At 68.0% G+C, this 14,822-nt stretch carries 14 protein-coding genes and 1 pseudogene; 3 read left to right on the forward strand and 12 right to left on the reverse strand.

Features of this window, described 5'->3' with window-relative positions:
• Nucleotide 1: 1 nt before the first annotated feature.
• From kdpC to ACK5NO_RS01675, 4 genes are all read right to left on the reverse strand, one after another.
• A complete protein-coding gene (gene kdpC / locus ACK5NO_RS01660; protein WP_416810929.1) occupies nucleotides 2-649 on the reverse strand; it encodes a potassium-transporting ATPase subunit KdpC in 648 nt (215 codons plus the stop codon).
• A gap of 24 nt (nucleotides 650-673) precedes the next feature.
• Nucleotides 674-2,815, reverse strand: a complete 2,142-nt coding sequence (gene kdpB / locus ACK5NO_RS01665; RefSeq protein WP_416810930.1) for a potassium-transporting ATPase subunit KdpB — start codon at nucleotides 2,813-2,815, stop codon at nucleotides 674-676.
• A complete protein-coding gene (gene kdpA / locus ACK5NO_RS01670) occupies nucleotides 2,812-4,488 on the reverse strand; it encodes a potassium-transporting ATPase subunit KdpA (RefSeq protein ID WP_416810931.1) in 1,677 nt (558 codons plus the stop codon). The genes kdpB and kdpA overlap by 4 nt, the downstream gene beginning before the upstream one ends.
• Before the next feature lie 271 nt (nucleotides 4,489-4,759).
• Nucleotides 4,760-5,680 carry a LysR family transcriptional regulator gene (locus tag ACK5NO_RS01675; RefSeq protein ID WP_416810932.1) on the reverse strand — a complete coding sequence of 307 codons (921 nt, stop codon included), beginning with the start codon at nucleotides 5,678-5,680 and terminating at the stop codon, nucleotides 4,760-4,762.
• 86 nt (nucleotides 5,681-5,766) lie between these two features.
• On the opposite strand from ACK5NO_RS01675, the gene ACK5NO_RS01680 reads away from it, so the two are divergent.
• Nucleotides 5,767-6,825, forward strand: a complete 1,059-nt coding sequence (locus tag ACK5NO_RS01680) for a YeiH family protein (protein WP_416810933.1) — start codon at nucleotides 5,767-5,769, stop codon at nucleotides 6,823-6,825.
• On the opposite strand, the gene ACK5NO_RS01685 is transcribed toward ACK5NO_RS01680, so the two are convergent.
• The 5 genes and pseudogenes from ACK5NO_RS01685 to ACK5NO_RS01705 all read right to left on the reverse strand — a co-directional run.
• Entirely contained in the window at nucleotides 6,809-7,615 is an 807-nt protein-coding gene (locus ACK5NO_RS01685; RefSeq protein ID WP_416810934.1) for an amino acid ABC transporter ATP-binding protein, read from the reverse strand. The two genes, ACK5NO_RS01680 and ACK5NO_RS01685, sit on opposite strands and share 17 nt — an antisense overlap.
• On the reverse strand, nucleotides 7,596-8,267 hold the full coding sequence (locus ACK5NO_RS01690; RefSeq protein ID WP_416810935.1) for an amino acid ABC transporter permease: 672 nt from the start codon (nucleotides 8,265-8,267) through the stop codon (nucleotides 7,596-7,598). The genes ACK5NO_RS01685 and ACK5NO_RS01690 overlap by 20 nt, the downstream gene beginning before the upstream one ends.
• The gene (locus ACK5NO_RS01695) at nucleotides 8,267-9,085 is read right to left on the reverse strand and encodes an amino acid ABC transporter substrate-binding protein (protein WP_416810936.1); all 819 of its coding nucleotides are present in this window, start codon (nucleotides 9,083-9,085) and stop codon (nucleotides 8,267-8,269) included. Before ACK5NO_RS01695 ends, ACK5NO_RS01690 begins: the two co-directional genes overlap by 1 nt.
• A gap of 421 nt (nucleotides 9,086-9,506) precedes the next feature.
• Entirely contained in the window at nucleotides 9,507-10,010 is a 504-nt protein-coding gene (locus ACK5NO_RS01700; RefSeq protein WP_416810937.1) for a hypothetical protein, read from the reverse strand.
• Between the two features lie 209 nt (nucleotides 10,011-10,219).
• Nucleotides 10,220-10,870 (reverse strand): annotated as a pseudogene (locus tag ACK5NO_RS01705) (NADPH-dependent F420 reductase); the annotation flags it as partial.
• A 79-nt stretch (nucleotides 10,871-10,949) separates the two neighbouring features.
• On the opposite strand from ACK5NO_RS01705, the gene ACK5NO_RS01710 reads away from it, so the two are divergent.
• The gene (locus ACK5NO_RS01710) at nucleotides 10,950-11,951 is read left to right on the forward strand and encodes an HNH endonuclease (RefSeq protein WP_416810938.1); all 1,002 of its coding nucleotides are present in this window, start codon (nucleotides 10,950-10,952) and stop codon (nucleotides 11,949-11,951) included.
• A 136-nt stretch (nucleotides 11,952-12,087) separates the two neighbouring features.
• Nucleotides 12,088-12,651 carry a dihydrofolate reductase family protein gene (locus ACK5NO_RS01715; RefSeq protein ID WP_416810939.1) on the forward strand — a complete coding sequence of 188 codons (564 nt, stop codon included), beginning with the start codon at nucleotides 12,088-12,090 and terminating at the stop codon, nucleotides 12,649-12,651.
• Nucleotides 12,652-12,722: 71 nt separating this feature from the next.
• Here ACK5NO_RS01715 and ACK5NO_RS01720 read toward each other — a convergent pair whose 3' ends face one another.
• From ACK5NO_RS01720 to ACK5NO_RS01730, 3 genes are all read right to left on the reverse strand, one after another.
• Nucleotides 12,723-13,016 (reverse strand): hypothetical protein, encoded by a 294-nt coding sequence (locus ACK5NO_RS01720; protein WP_416810940.1) that lies wholly within the window; start codon nucleotides 13,014-13,016, stop codon nucleotides 12,723-12,725.
• A 222-nt stretch (nucleotides 13,017-13,238) separates the two neighbouring features.
• The gene (locus ACK5NO_RS01725; protein ID WP_416810941.1) at nucleotides 13,239-14,237 is read right to left on the reverse strand and encodes an alpha/beta fold hydrolase; all 999 of its coding nucleotides are present in this window, start codon (nucleotides 14,235-14,237) and stop codon (nucleotides 13,239-13,241) included.
• Between the two features lie 4 nt (nucleotides 14,238-14,241).
• Nucleotides 14,242-14,685 carry a YbhB/YbcL family Raf kinase inhibitor-like protein gene (locus ACK5NO_RS01730; protein ID WP_416810942.1) on the reverse strand — a complete coding sequence of 148 codons (444 nt, stop codon included), beginning with the start codon at nucleotides 14,683-14,685 and terminating at the stop codon, nucleotides 14,242-14,244.
• Between the last annotated feature and the right edge of the window lie 137 nt (nucleotides 14,686-14,822).

Consider the following 14,822-nt stretch of genomic DNA (forward strand, 5'->3'; position numbering starts at 1 on the left):
GTCACATTGTGTCCGCTGGGGCCAGCCGCTCAAGGGAAATGTTGAGGGCGATCACGTCGACGTGAGTGTCTCCCAGGACGCCGAGCGTGCGAGCGTGCGTCGCGTCGGCCACCAGGCGTTCGACGGCCGCAGGCTCAAGTCCGCGCGCGGCAGCGACTCGCTCCACCTGAAGGGCGGCGTAGGCGGGGCTGATGCTCGCGTCCAGCCCGGACCCGGAAGCCGTCACCGCATCGGCCGGTACCTCAGCGGCGGTGACCCCTTCACGCGCGGCGACCTTATCGATGCGGGCGCTGATCGTGGCGACCAGGGCCTCGCTCTCTGGCCCCAGATTCGAGCCACCTGAGGCCAGCGGGTCATAGCCGTCGCCTGCCGCGGAAGGCCGCGAGTGGAACCACTCGTCCCCCTCGAAGTCTTGCCCGATGAGAGCCGATGCGGCCGCATCGGCTCGTGCTGTGGTGCGCTCGCCGTCCGCCGTCACGAGCGAGCCCGCTGCCTGCCACGGAAAGGCCAGCGTGGTCACCGCGGTCACGGCGAGGGGGTAGGCCACGCCCAGCAGCAGGGTGAAGGCGACGAGCATGCGTAGGCCCGCGCCGCTTGCCCTCGTGAGGGCGGACAGCGAGGTGGATAGGGATTGTCGGATGGAAGGCATGAGTCTCTCCACAATCGGGGGCCGTTACAGGCCGGGGATGAGGGATAGCAGCAGGTCGATGAGCTTGATGCCTACGAACGGGGCCACCAGCCCTCCCAGCCCGTAGATCGCGAGGTTGCGTCCGAGCAGGGCCGATGCGCTGGCTGGGCGATACCGCACGCCCCGGAGGGCGAGCGGCACCAGGGCGACGATGATGAGCGCGTTGAAGATCACGGCGGCGGCGATCGCGCTGAGCGGGCTCGACAGCCGCATGATGTTCAGGGCGTCGAGGCCAGGAACGATCGGCGCGAACATCGCGGGCAGAATCGCGAAGTACTTGGCGACGTCGTTGGCGACGGAGAAGGTCGTGAGCGCCCCCCTCGTGATGAGCAGTTGCTTGCCGATCTCGACGATCTCGATGAGCTTGGTGGGGTCGGAGTCGAGGTCGACCATGTTGCCGGCCTCCTTTGCCGCGGAGGTCCCGGAGGCCATCGCGACGCCGACGTCCGCTTGAGCGAGCGCTGGCGCATCGTTGGTACCGTCACCGGCCATCGCGACCAGGCGCCCGCCCGCCTGCTCACGCCGAATCAGCGCCAGTTTGTCCTCCGGAGTGGCCTCAGCGAGCACGTCGTCCACGCCCGCCTCCACCGCGATCGCCCGCGCCGTGATGGCATTGTCGCCCGTGACCATGACGGTGCGAATCCCCATAGCGCGAAGCCGGTCGAACCGTTCGCGCATGCCACCCTTGACTACGTCCTTGAGGTGCACCACGCCCAGTACCGTCGCGGGTGCCGTGTCGCGCTGCTGCGCGATGACCAGCGGGGTGCCGCCCGCACGGGAGATCGCCTCGATGGACTCCGCGATCGCGGCGTCCGCGTCGGGATCGGCACCGGTGCTCAGGAGCCACGTGTGCACTGCGCTCGCCGCCCCCTTGCGCAGGCGCAGGGTTTCCACGCCGCTGGACAGCGGCAGGTCGACACCGGACATGCGGGTCTGAGCGCTGAACGCGACCATGAGGGTCGACGGCGGCAGCGGATCCGCCACCACGTCGTCGCGGTGGTCGACGAGCTCGACGATGCTGCGGCCCTCGGGGGTGTCATCGGCAAGCGAGGCAAGCCGGGCGGCCACGGCCAGGTCGTGTTCGCTCACGCCCGGCGCCGTGTGCAGTTCGCTCGCCCTGCGGTTGCCGTAGGTGACGGTGCCGGTCTTGTCGATGAGCAACACGTCCACATCGCCGGCAGCCTCGACGGCCCTACCCGACGTCGCGAGGACGTTGCGCTGCACCAAGCGGTCCATGCCCGCAATGCCGATCGCAGACAGCAGCGCGCCAATCGTCGTGGGGATCAGGCACACCAGCAACGCGATGAGCACCACAATGGACTGCCGCCCGCCGCTGTAGACAGCGAAGGCCTGCAAGGTGGCGACGGCGAGCAGAAACACCACCGTGAGTGCGCTGAGCAGCAGGTTGAGGGCGATTTCGTTGGGCGTGCGGCGGCGCTGCGAGCCCTCGACGAGCGCGATCATCCGGTCCACAAATCCGTGCCCTGGCTGGGCTGTGATCCGCACGGCGATGCGGTCGGACAGCACCACGGTGCCGCCGGTCACGGCGCAGTGGTCACCACCGGATTCTCGGATCACGGGAGCCGACTCGCCCGTGATGGCGGACTCGTCGACGGACGCGATGCCCGCTACGACGTCACCGTCGCCTGGAATGGTCTGGCCTGCTTCGACCACCACCACGTCGCCCACCCGCAGCTGCGTTGACCCGACCTCGGTGACGGGTGCGGCCCAGTACTCGCGCTCCCCCGCAGCGCCTGCCCCCACCGCGATTCTGCGCGCCACGGTGTGCTGCTGCGTCGCCCTGAGCGAGGCGGCCTGGGCCTTGCCGCGGGCCTCAGCGATCGACTCAGCGAGCGCCGCAAAGAACGCCGTGGCCCACAGCCACACGGTCACGATCCACGCGAACACGTTGGGCTGGAGAACGGCGAGTGCGGTCGTGAGGGCCGCCCCTGCCTCCACGATCAGCAGCACCGGGCTGTGCCACAACTGACGGGGGTCGAGGCCGCGCATCGCGCCGGGAAGAGCGGCCTTGACCTGCCCCCAGGTGAGCCCTCGCGAGGGCGCCGCGGCGGCGGTGGTGACGGGCGCATCGGCCCTGTTGAAGGGAGGTGTGGTGGTGACGGTCATGACAGCGCCTCTGCGATCGGGCCAAGGGACAAGACGGGGATGAAGGTGAGGCCGACGACGATCAATGCGACGGCACTCGTGAGGCCCACGAACAGGGGCCGATGCGTGGGCAGGGTGGCGCTCGACGCGGGCACGGTGCGTTGCGAGGCGAGGCGGCCGGCGAGGGCGAGGACGATCGCGATGGGCACGAACCGCCCGACGAGCATCGCCAGACCGAGCGCCGTGTTGTAGAAGCCGGTGCCGGTGGCCAGTCCCGCGAACGCGGAGCCGTTGTTGTTGCCCGCCGAGGTGAAGGCGTAGACCACCTCCGTGAGCCCGTGCGCCCCCGGTTCCTGAATGCCTGCGAGCCCAGGGCCAACCGAGACGGCCAGCGCGGAGCCGACTAGCACGACGGCGGGAGTGGTGAGGACGTACAGCGCCACGAGCGACATCTCGTGACACCCGATCTTTTTGCCCAGGTATTCGGGGGTGCGGCCCACCATCAGGCCCGCGACGAAGACCGCGAGGATCGCGACAATCAGCATGCCGTAGAGCCCGGCGCCGACTCCTCCGGGAGCGATCTCGCCCAGCAGCATCTCGAACAGCACCACCCCGCCTCCTGGCGCGGTGTACGAGTCGTGCATCGAGTTCACGGCGCCGGTCGAGGTGCCGGTGGTCGCGGCAGCGAAGAGCGCACTGCTCGCGAGCCCGAATCGGGATTCCTTGCCCTCCATCGCGGCGCCCGCGAGTTGCGGCGCCGCGCCGGGACCCGCGAGCTCGGCCCACGTGACCAGCGCAAGCGCGCCGAGCCACAGCGAGGCCATCACGCCCAGGATCGCCCAGCCCTGGCGGCGGTCTCCCACAAGGATGCCGAAGGTGCGCGGCAGGGCGGACGGGATGAGCAGAATCAGGAAGATCTCCAGCAGGTTGCTCAGGTGGGTGGGGTTCTCGAACGGGTGGGCGGAGTTGGCATTGAAGAAGCCGCCACCATTGGTGCCCAATTCCTTGATGGCCTCTTGGGAGGCGACAGGTCCCCCGACCATGGTCTGGGTGCCGCCCTGCAAGGTGGTGATAGCGGTGTGCCCGTCCAAGTTCTGGATCACACCCTGCGTGACGAGCACGATCGCGGCGATGGCACTAATGGGCAGCAAGATACGCACCACGCCCCTCGTGAGGTCCTGCCAGAAGTTGCCGATCCGCCCGTCCGCACCCGTCCGGGCGAAGCCGCGCACGAGCGCGATCGCGACGGCCATACCCACGGCGGCTGAGACGAAGTTCTGTACCGCGAAGCCCGCCATTTGGAGCAGGTGACCCGCGGCTGCCTCCCCGGAGTACCACTGCCAGTTGGTGTTGGTGGTGAAACTCACGGCGGTGTTCCATGCGCCCGCGGGGTCCAGACCCGTGAAGCCCAGGTTCATGGGCAGATACGCCTGAAGCCGGCCCAGCGCGTACAGCGCCAGCACGGAGGCCAGCGAGAAGCCCAGCACCTGCACCAGGTACGTGCGCCAGCGCTGGTCCGTGGTCGCATCAATGCGCGTGGCCCGGTACCACCAGGCCTCGACCCGCCAGTGGTGTGCCGACGAATACACACGGGCCATGTAGGCACCCAAGGGCGCGTGGACGGCCGCGAGCGCAGCGAGCAGGAGGCCCGCCTGGCCTACGGCGGCAAGCACAGCGGTGGAGGTGGCACCCATGGGTCAGTCCTCCCGCGCGTCGCGCACCATGTGCACGAGCACGTAGACCGCTGCCACGGCGAGCAGGCCGATGAAGGCGAGGTCGAGGACGCTCACTTGGCACCTCGCCTAGCGATGAAGGTCAATACGGCGAAGAAGGCGACCGTGAGCGCCACATAGATCAGATCGTTCACGACTCCTGGTCTAGCCGCGCATGACGTGACTCACCAGGGGCGTTGACGGTTCCTTGACGGTCGGGCCCGCAACCCTGACGGGATTTTGATGGCGCGCGTCAGGCCGGGTGTGGTGGCTTCGCAGCGCACTCGCGTGCGATCGCTTCGAGCATGGCCCGTGCCTGAGCGTTCGGCCTGGCTCCGGCCCAGATGGCGGTCAGTGGCCGATCAACCCCGAGCCCCTCGACCTCGACTCGCACCAGGCGACGCTCGGCAAGGTCAGCGGCCACGGCGAGGCAACTGAGCACGCCGGGGGCGGAACCTGCCATCACGGCGCTGCGCACGCCCAAGGTCGTGGCCGCCGTCGCGGCGGGCTCGGCGTGCAGCGGATGACCCGCCGCGGCCAATGCCGCCTCAAACGTGCGCCGGGTCCCGGAACCCTTCTCACGCAAAATCAGCTCGGTATCCGCCAGTTCGGCGACGCTCACGCGCCCCTTCCGTGCCCACGGGTGGCGCGGCTGCACGACGACTTCCACAGTGTCGTGTGCCACCGTGAGCGACCCCAACCCACGGGGCACGACCGCGCTTTCGATGAACCCGAGGTCCAGGTTTCCGCCGCGCACGTCTTGCGTGACGGTGCGGCTGTTCGCCGCGGTGACCTGGGCGGTGGATTCCACGTGAGGCAACGCCCTCCACGCGGCAATCCATCCGGGCAACAGGTGCTCCGCGATGGTCAAAGAGGCGCCGATGCGCAGGAGGCCTGTCCGCTGAGCACTCAAGTGCTCCACAGCGTCCACAAACGTGTCGGAGGCAGCGAGCAAAACGGCGGCCTCGGCTGCCACCTTCTCGCCCGCCTCCGTGAGCCGGGAACCACGCGCTGAGCGCGCCAGCAACCGTATCCCCAGATCGCGCTCGAGCGCACGGATGCGCAGCGAGACTGCCTGCTGACTCACCCCCAACACCTCCGCCGCGGCCGACATACTCAGATGCCGCGCCACGAGGGTCAGCGCGCGCAATGCGTCGAGATCGGGTGTCCTCATCGGGCGCCCCGGCTACAAGTCATGCTTGTAACCTAGGCTTTTTTTGGCTCTACCGCACACGTGGTTGGCCCAGCGAATCTGGTGTCATGACCGCGACCCTCACCGACTCCCCCACCGCACCCTCGTTCCGTCAGCGCCTCACCAGCCTGGCGCCCGGGCTGCTGGTGGCTGCGACAGCGAGCGCGGTGGCTTGTGGCGTGGGCACCCTGGGTCAGAGCGTGAGCCCGCTCCTCGCGGCCATCGTCCTGGGCACCCTGATGGCCAACCTCGCTCCTCCGCTTCCCGGTGTGCAAGCGGGGATGGACTGGTGCGCCAGGACGGGCCTGCGCGCGGGGATCGTGCTGCTCGGCCTAAAAGTAGTGCTGGCGGACGTGCTTGACCTCGGCTGGCCCGTGATCGCCGTCGTCGTGTGCGTCGTCGCCGGGGGGATCCTGGGCACCATCGCGATGGGCCGAGCGCTGAAGGTGTCACCCTCTCTGACACTCCTGATCGCCTGCGGCTTCTCCGTCTGCGGCGCTGCGGCTGTCGCCGCGACGGCCGGCGTGACCGACCCCCACAAGAAGCGGGAGGCCGAGACGGTCACAGCGGTGGCGCTCGTGGTGCTCTTTGGCACCGCCATGATCGGCGTGGTGCCACTGATCAGTTCCACCCTTGGTCTCAGCGAAGTGTTCGCTGGCCAATGGGCTGGCGCCTCAATCCACGAGATTGCTCAGGTGGTCGCGGTCGGGGGCATCATCGGGACCACCGCCCTCACGGTGGCCGTGATCACCAAACTCGCGCGGATCGTGTTGCTCGCCCCCGTGATGATGATGCTGAGCCTGCGCGAGCGGCGCGAGGCCGCGGCACAGCAACTCGATGATCAGGCGAGGAACTTGCCGCCTGTCGTGCCCGCCTTCGTGCTCGGGTTCATTGCCATGATGCTGGCGCGGTCTGCATCCGTGGTGCCGGACGCAGTCCTGGCCGTCGCCGACGTCGCACAGACCTTGCTCTTGGCAGCGGCAATGTTCGCTCTGGGCTACGGCGTGAAGGTACGGCGCTTGCTGTCCGTGGGACCGCGACCGTTCCTTCTGGCCACGGCCGCCACGGTGCTGGTGTCGACGATCGCCTTCGCAGGCTTGTGGCTCAGCGCTACAGCGGGTGCGTGAGCCGCCTGACGAACTGACGGGTGCGCTCCTCGCGCGGCTCTCCCAAGACCTGGGCAGGAGGCCCGTACTCGAGCACGCGGCCCTCATCGATGAACGCGACGGTGCTGGCGACCTCACGAGCGAACTGCAGCTCGTGGGTGACCACGACCATGGTCCAGCCCTCCGCGGCAAGGTCACGCATGAGCAGCAGCACTTCCCCCACCAACTCAGGGTCGAGCGCGGAGGTGGGCTCGTCAAAAAGCAACAAGTCGGGCCGCAGGGCGAGCGCCCGCACAATGCCCACGCGCTGCTGCTGACCGCCCGACAACTCATGCGGGTACGCATCGGCTCGGTCGTCGAGCCCCACGCGTTCGAGCAAGGCCCTGGCCTCGGCCTGCGCCTGTTCGCGCGGACGCTTGTGGACCACGATGGGACCCTCGGTGATGTTCTCAAGCACGGTCTTGTGCGGGAACAGGTGATAGTGCTGGAACACCATCGCGGAACGGTCCCGCAGCGCAGCGCGCTGGCGGTCAACGATCCCGTGCTTGGCGCCTGCCAAGGAGGCGAAGTCCACGGTGACGTCACCCACCGAGACCACCCCCGTATCGGGCGTCTCGAGGCCGTTCAGGCTGCGTAGCAGCGTCGTCTTGCCGGAACCGGAGGCGCCGATGATCGCCACCACCTCGCCGCGGGCGACGGAGAGGTCGACGGAGCGGAGCACCTGGTGGTCACCGAATGACTTGGTCACACCTGACACCGACAGGAGCGGACCGGCGGGCGCGGTGGAGTTGCTATCGGGCGACAGCGACATGGCGATCGAGCCTCCTTTCGAGGGCACTCTGGCCCGTGGACAGCACCAAGCAGATCACCCAGTAGATGAGACCCGCCTCGACGTAGAGCAACATGAAGTCCTGCGTGAAGGCCGCGATCTCTTGGGCCTTGCGGAACATCTCGGAGAACAGGATCAGCGAGGTCAGCGACGTGTCCTTGACCAGCGAGATGAAGGTGTTGGACAGCGGCGGCACCGCGACCCGCGCGGCCTGAGGCAGGATGACCCGCCTCAGGGCCGTGCGGCGCGACATGCCGACCATGTACGCGGCTTCCCATTGGCCCTTGTCGACCGACAGGATCGCGGCGCGCACCACCTCGGCCGCGTAGCCGCCCACGTTGAGAGACAACGCGATGACGGCGGACGGCCAGGTGTCGATGACTAGCCCCACGGATGGCAAGCCGTAGAACACCACGAACAGCTGCACGAGCAGCGGCGTGCCACGGATCACCGAGATGTACAGCCGTGCCGCACCGGACAGCAGCCGGTTGCGCGAGAGCCGCGCGAGCGCCGCGGCGATCGCGAGCACCATGCCCACCGCGAAGGAAACCAACGCGAGCGGGATGGTGCCGACGATCGCAGCGGCCGCCAGCGGGCCGGCCGAATCCCAAAAGAGGGGCCAGTCGATGTTCATTAGGCAGCGGGCTCCGCAGAGACGTCGTCACCAAAGAACTCGGTCGAGATCTCCGCGAGCGTGCCGTCGGCGGCGAGCGTCGCGAGAGCCTCGGACACGGCGTCCGCCAGCGCGTCGTCACCGCCGGCGAAGGCGATGGCGCTGCGCGAGTAGTCGTCGGTTTCCGCGACCACCTTGAGGCCGTTGGAGCCGTGGGTGGTCTGGTAGTCGAGCCACGTGAGCTTGTCGTTGATGGTGGCCTCGACACGGCCCTGAAGCAGCAGCTCGACGGCCTGCGCCCAGCCCTCGATGGCTTCGATCTGCGCGCCGGAGTCCTTGGCGAGCTGGCCGAACGCGGAGGTGAGCGACTGGGCGAGCACGCGACCCTCGACGTCGTCGAAGGAGGCGATGTCCGCGTTGTCCTCAGTCACCACGAGCACCCCGTTGGAGAAGGTGTACGGGGTCGAGAAGGAGTAAACCTCCTCGCGCTCGGGCGTGATGCCCACCTGGTTGGCAACGGCATCAAAGCGGCCGGCCTCGAGGCCCGTGAGCAGCGCGTCCCACTGGGTCTCCTCGAACTGAACCTCGACACCGAGCTGCTCGGCGACTGCGCGAGCGACCTCGACGTCATAGCCGGTGAGTTCGCCGGTGCCCTCCTCGTGGAAGGTGAAGGGGCGGTAGGTGCCCTCGGTGCCCACCACCCACACGCCAGCGTCCTGGACGTCGGTGAGCGAGGTGTCGGTCGCCGTCTCGGCGCCCTCGGGCTCGGCGCTTGAGCACGCGGCCAGCAGCAGGGCCGATGCGGCGGCGACGACGGGGAGAGCGTGACGGATCTTCATAACTTGCCTTTCGAAAGGACGCAAGCAGCACGGTGCGGAAAGCACCGCACCATTGCGTGGGGAAATGCGCACCAAGGCGCTACGACAGGAATGTCGGGGGTGGCGAATGCCGGGGGTCGTCGATTGACGACGAGGGGCCGATGCGGCGAAAGCCGGGGCGGCCGGGCTCAGGTGGCGGGGGTGTTCAGTCCGCTCAGCACGAGCACATCATGACGCCGCGACAACACGGCATGCACATCGCGCGGCGCGCGGGCATGGAGGGCGTGTTGAAGGTGGGGGCGTTCATGGTGGGATTCAACCATGGATTCGGGGGCGTGTATTCCACGAACACACACATCACATACGTCACCCCAGGTAAAGGGCGGAAACCTATGGGCCCGACGGCAGGCGCATCGGCCCTGCTGGCGTCGCTAGGCGGCGCCTACTCCCAGGTGGGCTTGGCGGCTCTGGCATCAAGCTGAGTCTGCGACAGCGGCTTCTTGATGACGAGGGTCACCACGAAGAACACTGCGCTCACCACGAACCACAGGAGCACCACCATTGCGTAGAGCATCCAGGCAAACCCCGCATCGAGCACCGGCTCGGTGGCAATGAGAACAAGGTTCAGGGCGACAACCGCGAACACCGTCTCCGCGCACCACGCGATGATGCGCACCCAGGAATTCTCGCCCCGCTTGGCGGCGAGCTTTTTGTATCCCAGATAGCGCAGCAGAACCGCGACCAGGAACAGCGGGTTGATGATCAGCGCGCCCGCAGTGGCCTCCAGACCACCGACCAGGGCAGTCTCGGGAAGCGAGTCCAGCACCTCGCTCGACTGCGGGCCGACCCGGCTCAGCGTTGTCATTCCAATGATGAAGGCGCCCACCACCGTCGCGCCTGTGGCGTACAGCGGAATCGCTCGAGCCTGAGCGGCGAAGCCTGACATGTGACCCCCCAAGGAACACGTCTCGCGGGCGGCCCAGTTGCCGCCTGCGCGCGAGTCTAGTGCGCAAAGGTCCTGGTCTACTGGATGCGCGCCAACGTGCGTGGAGGCGCCCTAAGCCGACGAGGCCGTCATTGGTGGCCTCCGCGAGAACCTTGCCGTCGAACACCGCCTTCTTGGGTGGCGTTCTGGCTGGTTCACCTGTGACTGAGTCAGGTCTGGTCGACCCGCTCGACGTCGCGCGTGAGGTCCTTGAGTTGCTCAAGGGTGACCCGCTTGCCGTAGGCGGGGGTGTCGCGCTCGACGCGCCACGACTCGCTCAGCGGCCCCAAGTCGAGGGCGTCGTAGCCCAGGTCGTCGAGGAACGTGGCGACCTTGGCCTTAGCGCCGTGGTCCGCTCCCGCGATGGGAAGTGCACGGCGGCGCTGGTCGCCGTCGGGGAGGCCGTCGGCGGCGATGTCCTTGGCGAAGATGTTGTTGAACGCCTTGACCACATGGCTGTGCGGCAGGCGCCTTTGGAGCAGTTCCGAGGTCGTGGACTCGTTGCGGTCGAGCGCCTCGATCCGGCCGTCGCGCTGCGGGTAGTAGTTGCCCGCGTCCATGACGACCTTGTCCTCGAAGGGCTCAACCGGCAGCGAGTCGATGGCCTTGAGAGGGATGGCCACCAGAATCAGGTCGGCCGCGCGTGCCGCGTCCTCAACCGTGGCCGGCCGCGCCTTCTCCCCCAGTTCCGCGACGAGTTCGCCGAGGCTCTCGGGACCGCGGGAGTTCGCGATCACCACCTCGTAGCCGTTCGCGATCGCTGCGCGCGCGACGTTGGAGCCGATATTGCCTGATCCGATGATGCCGAGCGTGGTCATGGTGCGGTCAACGTGGGCGTGGTGGTGGGTATTCCGTCACGCCACGCTTGTCGGGCCGGCCAGCAGCTGCCAAGCTGCCGACATGGTTCGCGAAGGTCGACACGCCTGGTTGCTGATGGCAGCCGGAGACAGCCGTGGCCATGGGGGCAACGAAGGCTACGACGACCAAATCGATGCCTACTACTCGTGGGACAGCAACGTTCCGAACGCGCGCAACCTTGCTGAGGGCGACCCCATCGCCCTATGGGATAAGAAGCGAGTCCTGGGCGTGTCCGTCATCGAGACCATCGAGAGTTGGCCGGGCACCAAGCAACTCAATCGATGTCCTGGATGCGGAAGCACCAGGATCGCATTGAGGACCACCAAGCAGCCCCAGTACCGCTGCGCCAAGCGCGGCTGCCATCGCGAGTTTGACGTGCCACGTATCGAAGTGATCGAGGTCACCCAGTACCGCGCCCGATACGACGCCGGATGGTCTGCACTCGAGAGCCGGATCAACGCCGAGGAGATCAAGACACTCAGCGTGCACGCCACGGACATCAACGCGATGCGCCCGATTCATTGGGAGGCGCTTCAGGTGTCGCTGGTCGAGCACCACTCGGACCTCGCGCTCCGCCGCCTCGCGTCGCGCTTGCCAGCACCCAGCATGGGACACGGCGATGGCCTCGTCGTCACGATTCCCGGCGGGTTCAGCGAGACCGTGGTGCGCGTGCGCCGCGGCCAAAGCGAGTTTCGCCAGCACATTCTTCAGCGATACGGGAACGTCTGCGCATTCACGGGTGCCGCTCCGCTTCGCGCCCTCGAGGCCGGGCACCTCTATCGCTACGCCAAACTTGGCGAGCACCATCCTCACGGCGGCCTCATGCTGCGGCGAGACATCCATCGGCTCTTCGACGACGGGGCACTCGCCATCGACCCGAGCCGCCTCAAGGTGGACGTCAGCGAGGACCTTGCGACGTACCCCCAGTACGCGCGCCTGCAGGGCTCAGAACTTCAAGTACGGCTGCTGGACACGCAGGTCGAGTGGCTGGCACAGCACTGGGCTGAGCACAGAGAGTCGCCAAGGGCCGCTGGCTCGCGGTAGCCACCACCGCTCCTTGCCGCCCATCACGCGAGCAAAGCGCCCGACACTCCTCCCCGAGAAAAGGAAAATGGATCCATTTGACGGGGAGGGCGGGCACGGCGCGCGCATCGGCCGCACACGCCGTACCGTCAGATCCATGGGTCGCATCATCGTTGAGCAACACGTCACTGCCGATGGCTTCGCCGCTGGACCGGGCGGAGAGCTCGACTGGGTCGACGCCTCCCTGACGGACACCACCGCGATCGTGAATCGCGCCCTCGCGGAGCTCGACCAAGCCGATGCCATCCTGCTGGGCCGGGTGACCTACGAGATGTTCATCACCTACTGGCCGGCCGCGACCGACGACCCCCTCGCCGCGCCCATCAACTCACTGCCCCGCCACGTGGTCTCCACCACGCTCGGCAAGGCGCCGTGGGGCGAACACGAGCCGGCCACACTCGAACCCGGCGACGCCTGCGAAACCGCCGACCGTCTGTCAGCCATGTACGAGCGAGACATCATCGTGTGGGGAAGCCTGTCCCTCGCATCGGCCCTTTTGCAGGGAGGATGCGTCGATCAGATCCGCCTGCGGGTCGCGCCCGTGGTCATCGGAGCGGGGCTGCCGCTGTTCTCGGGCGCGTACCAGCCGCGCTCCGCCAGGGTCGTCGAGAACGAACGCCTGAGCACCGGCCAGGTGCTCCTCACCTACGACCTCACCTGACACACATGAGCCGCCCGCACTCGCAAGGAGGGGGGCGACGAGTGCGGACGGCTCATGCGGGCCAAGGAGATCTAGGTGCCAAGCGCGTCAAGCCGCTCGCGGTACTCCGCGACGTCAATCTCGCCGCGCGCAAGCCGCTCATCGAGGATCGCTCTCGCGGGAACCGCAGGCTCCACCACGGGCATGGGCACGTTCGGAACGGCCGATGCGGTCGCGGCTTGCGCTCGCGCCTCACTACGCCGGTCAAGCAGCAGACGGGTCAAGGCATACACAAACGCGCCAATCGCGATGATCGCGAGAAGCCAGAACACTCCGGCCCAGATGGCTGTCGCCCCACTGTCGTGGCCACGTGCGATGAGGTCCATGATTCTCCCTTCACGGCGGGTTGGGTGTGACTGGTGAGCCGGCCCGCGACATGGCAGGTGTCGCGGACCGGATCGTGGTCGGCGGCCGGTAGCTCCGGTGGATGGGGGGGTGTCAATGCCACCGGCCGCCCTTGAGGCGTGTCGAAAGATGGCCTCGACATGCCCCAGGTCTTCAGTTGTCGAAGGCCGTGGTGTGCCTCCGTGACAACCATCCTGTGATGCCTACCTGGGAACGGCCTGAGAGTCCGGTGAGGATCGCCGGGGAGTGTGGCCCGCGGCCTGCCACCACTGTTCGAGCATGCGTGCGTGCCCCTCGGGGTCGTCGAGCCACGGCTGGTGGCCGCACCCTTCGAGCACGGTGAACTCCGAGTGCGGGGCCCTGCGTGCCCAACGCCGCACCCGCTCGGGATTCGCGAACGGATCCTTGTCCCCCACGGCCCACAGCGAGCGCATGGCGAGTGCGCCCACCTCCCGGGGCCCCGGCACCCAGGCGCGGCGGGGCCCGCGCCAGTTGGCGGCCACCGCGAGCAAAGCGAGCTCGTGCACGAACGTGTCGGTGCAAGTCGACAGCGCCGTCCGCCACTGAATCTCGGGAGCGGACAACCCACCGGAGTCGAACAGGCGACCGTGGCCCATGGAGCGGAACGACCGCCGCAGGTCCGCCGCCGTGACGGTGTGCCGCGACACCGCGCGGGCCACCCACGGCATGGTCGCGGCCCGCATGGCAGGGGGCAGACGCATGCCGCTCACCGCGGGAACGCCATCCAACACCAGGGACCTCACCAAGTTGGGCCGGGATGCGGCGAACATGATCGCAGCCATGCCACCTGCGGAGTTGCCCACCACGTCGACCGCAGGGGCATCCAGGGCGGACACCAGCTCACCCAGCCACGCCGCGTTGACGTCGCGCAACGACTGTGGGGTCAGGCGCGTGAGATCCATCGGCTCGCTGAGCGCGCAACCGGGCCGGTCCACCACCACCGCGCGCACCCCTCGCAGCCGCGCTACCAGCGGCGCCCACACTCCCCCGGCCGTGGGCGTGCCATGGACGAACACCACCGGCCTGCCCTCGTCGGGTCCCACCACAAGAGCCCGCACTTTCAGCCCCAGGTCCGCCACCTCGACCCACAGCTCCGTGGGCACCAACCCGAACTGCTCCCACAGGGCCGTCTCAGCGGCCCTGTAGCGCGCATCGTCCCTACGGGAAGGCCCGGTGCCCACGTGACTACCTCGAGAAGGTGCCCACGAGCCGGGCCTGCTCGACCACCGCATCGGCGTAGCGGTCCAGGAACTCGCCGCGCGAGGGCTCCCCCTCGACGGCACGCGACAGCGCGTACACCCAGAAGTAGTACCGATGCGTGCCGTGCCCGGGCGGTGGGAACGGCCCCACGTATCCCATGCCACCGTCATCGTTGGGGCCCGGGCGTCCAGCCGATGCGGGTACGGGCCCGTCGCTCGCATCCAGCCCGTACCAGGTCCAGTGGGTGAAGCCGTGCGGCATGGGCGCGTCGGGATCGTGGCACACGATGGCAAGTTCAACGGCTCCGTCTGGTACCCCGTCGACCACTAACTCGGGTTCCGAGGCGGCGTGTTGGCCGGCATACACATCGCCGATGCGCTCGCCGTCTCGTACATCGGGGCTGGTCAGGCGCAGGTTCGCCACAGGCATGGACTCTCCTCAGATCGGAACCGTCGGTTCCTTCCATCCTGCTGGGGCGGGCGCGTTCGCGCCAGTGCTCGCCGCAGATCACATACGGCGGTGCCCGCCGAGCACAGGGCTCGGCGGGCACCGTCGGTCAGGGCTCG

Source organism: Demequina sp., assembly GCF_047975725.1.
GTDB lineage: Bacteria > Actinomycetota > Actinomycetes > Actinomycetales > Demequinaceae > Demequina.

What these genes read in the sequence shown, in the direction of transcription:
- ACK5NO_RS01695 (WP_416810936.1), bottom strand. Translation starts at nt 9,085, where the DNA reads ATGAAGATCCGTCACGCTCTCCCCGTCGTCGCCGCCGCATCGGCCCTG.
- ACK5NO_RS01715 (WP_416810939.1), top strand. Translation starts at nt 12,088, where the DNA reads ATGGGTCGCATCATCGTTGAGCAACACGTCACTGCCGATGGCTTCGCC.
- ACK5NO_RS01685 (WP_416810934.1), bottom strand. Translation starts at nt 7,615, where the DNA reads ATGTCGCTGTCGCCCGATAGCAACTCCACCGCGCCCGCCGGTCCGCTC.
- ACK5NO_RS01675 (WP_416810932.1), bottom strand. Translation starts at nt 5,680, where the DNA reads ATGAGGACACCCGATCTCGACGCATTGCGCGCGCTGACCCTCGTGGCG.
- ACK5NO_RS01680 (WP_416810933.1), top strand. Translation starts at nt 5,767, where the DNA reads ATGACCGCGACCCTCACCGACTCCCCCACCGCACCCTCGTTCCGTCAG.
- kdpA (WP_416810931.1), bottom strand. Translation starts at nt 4,488, where the DNA reads ATGGGTGCCACCTCCACCGCTGTGCTTGCCGCCGTAGGCCAGGCGGGC.
- kdpB (WP_416810930.1), bottom strand. Translation starts at nt 2,815, where the DNA reads ATGACCGTCACCACCACACCTCCCTTCAACAGGGCCGATGCGCCCGTC.
- kdpC (WP_416810929.1), bottom strand. Translation starts at nt 649, where the DNA reads ATGCCTTCCATCCGACAATCCCTATCCACCTCGCTGTCCGCCCTCACG.
- ACK5NO_RS01690 (WP_416810935.1), bottom strand. Translation starts at nt 8,267, where the DNA reads ATGAACATCGACTGGCCCCTCTTTTGGGATTCGGCCGGCCCGCTGGCG.
- ACK5NO_RS01720 (WP_416810940.1), bottom strand. Translation starts at nt 13,016, where the DNA reads ATGGACCTCATCGCACGTGGCCACGACAGTGGGGCGACAGCCATCTGG.
- ACK5NO_RS01700 (WP_416810937.1), bottom strand. Translation starts at nt 10,010, where the DNA reads ATGTCAGGCTTCGCCGCTCAGGCTCGAGCGATTCCGCTGTACGCCACA.
- ACK5NO_RS01730 (WP_416810942.1), bottom strand. Translation starts at nt 14,685, where the DNA reads ATGCCTGTGGCGAACCTGCGCCTGACCAGCCCCGATGTACGAGACGGC.
- ACK5NO_RS01710 (WP_416810938.1), top strand. Translation starts at nt 10,950, where the DNA reads ATGGTTCGCGAAGGTCGACACGCCTGGTTGCTGATGGCAGCCGGAGAC.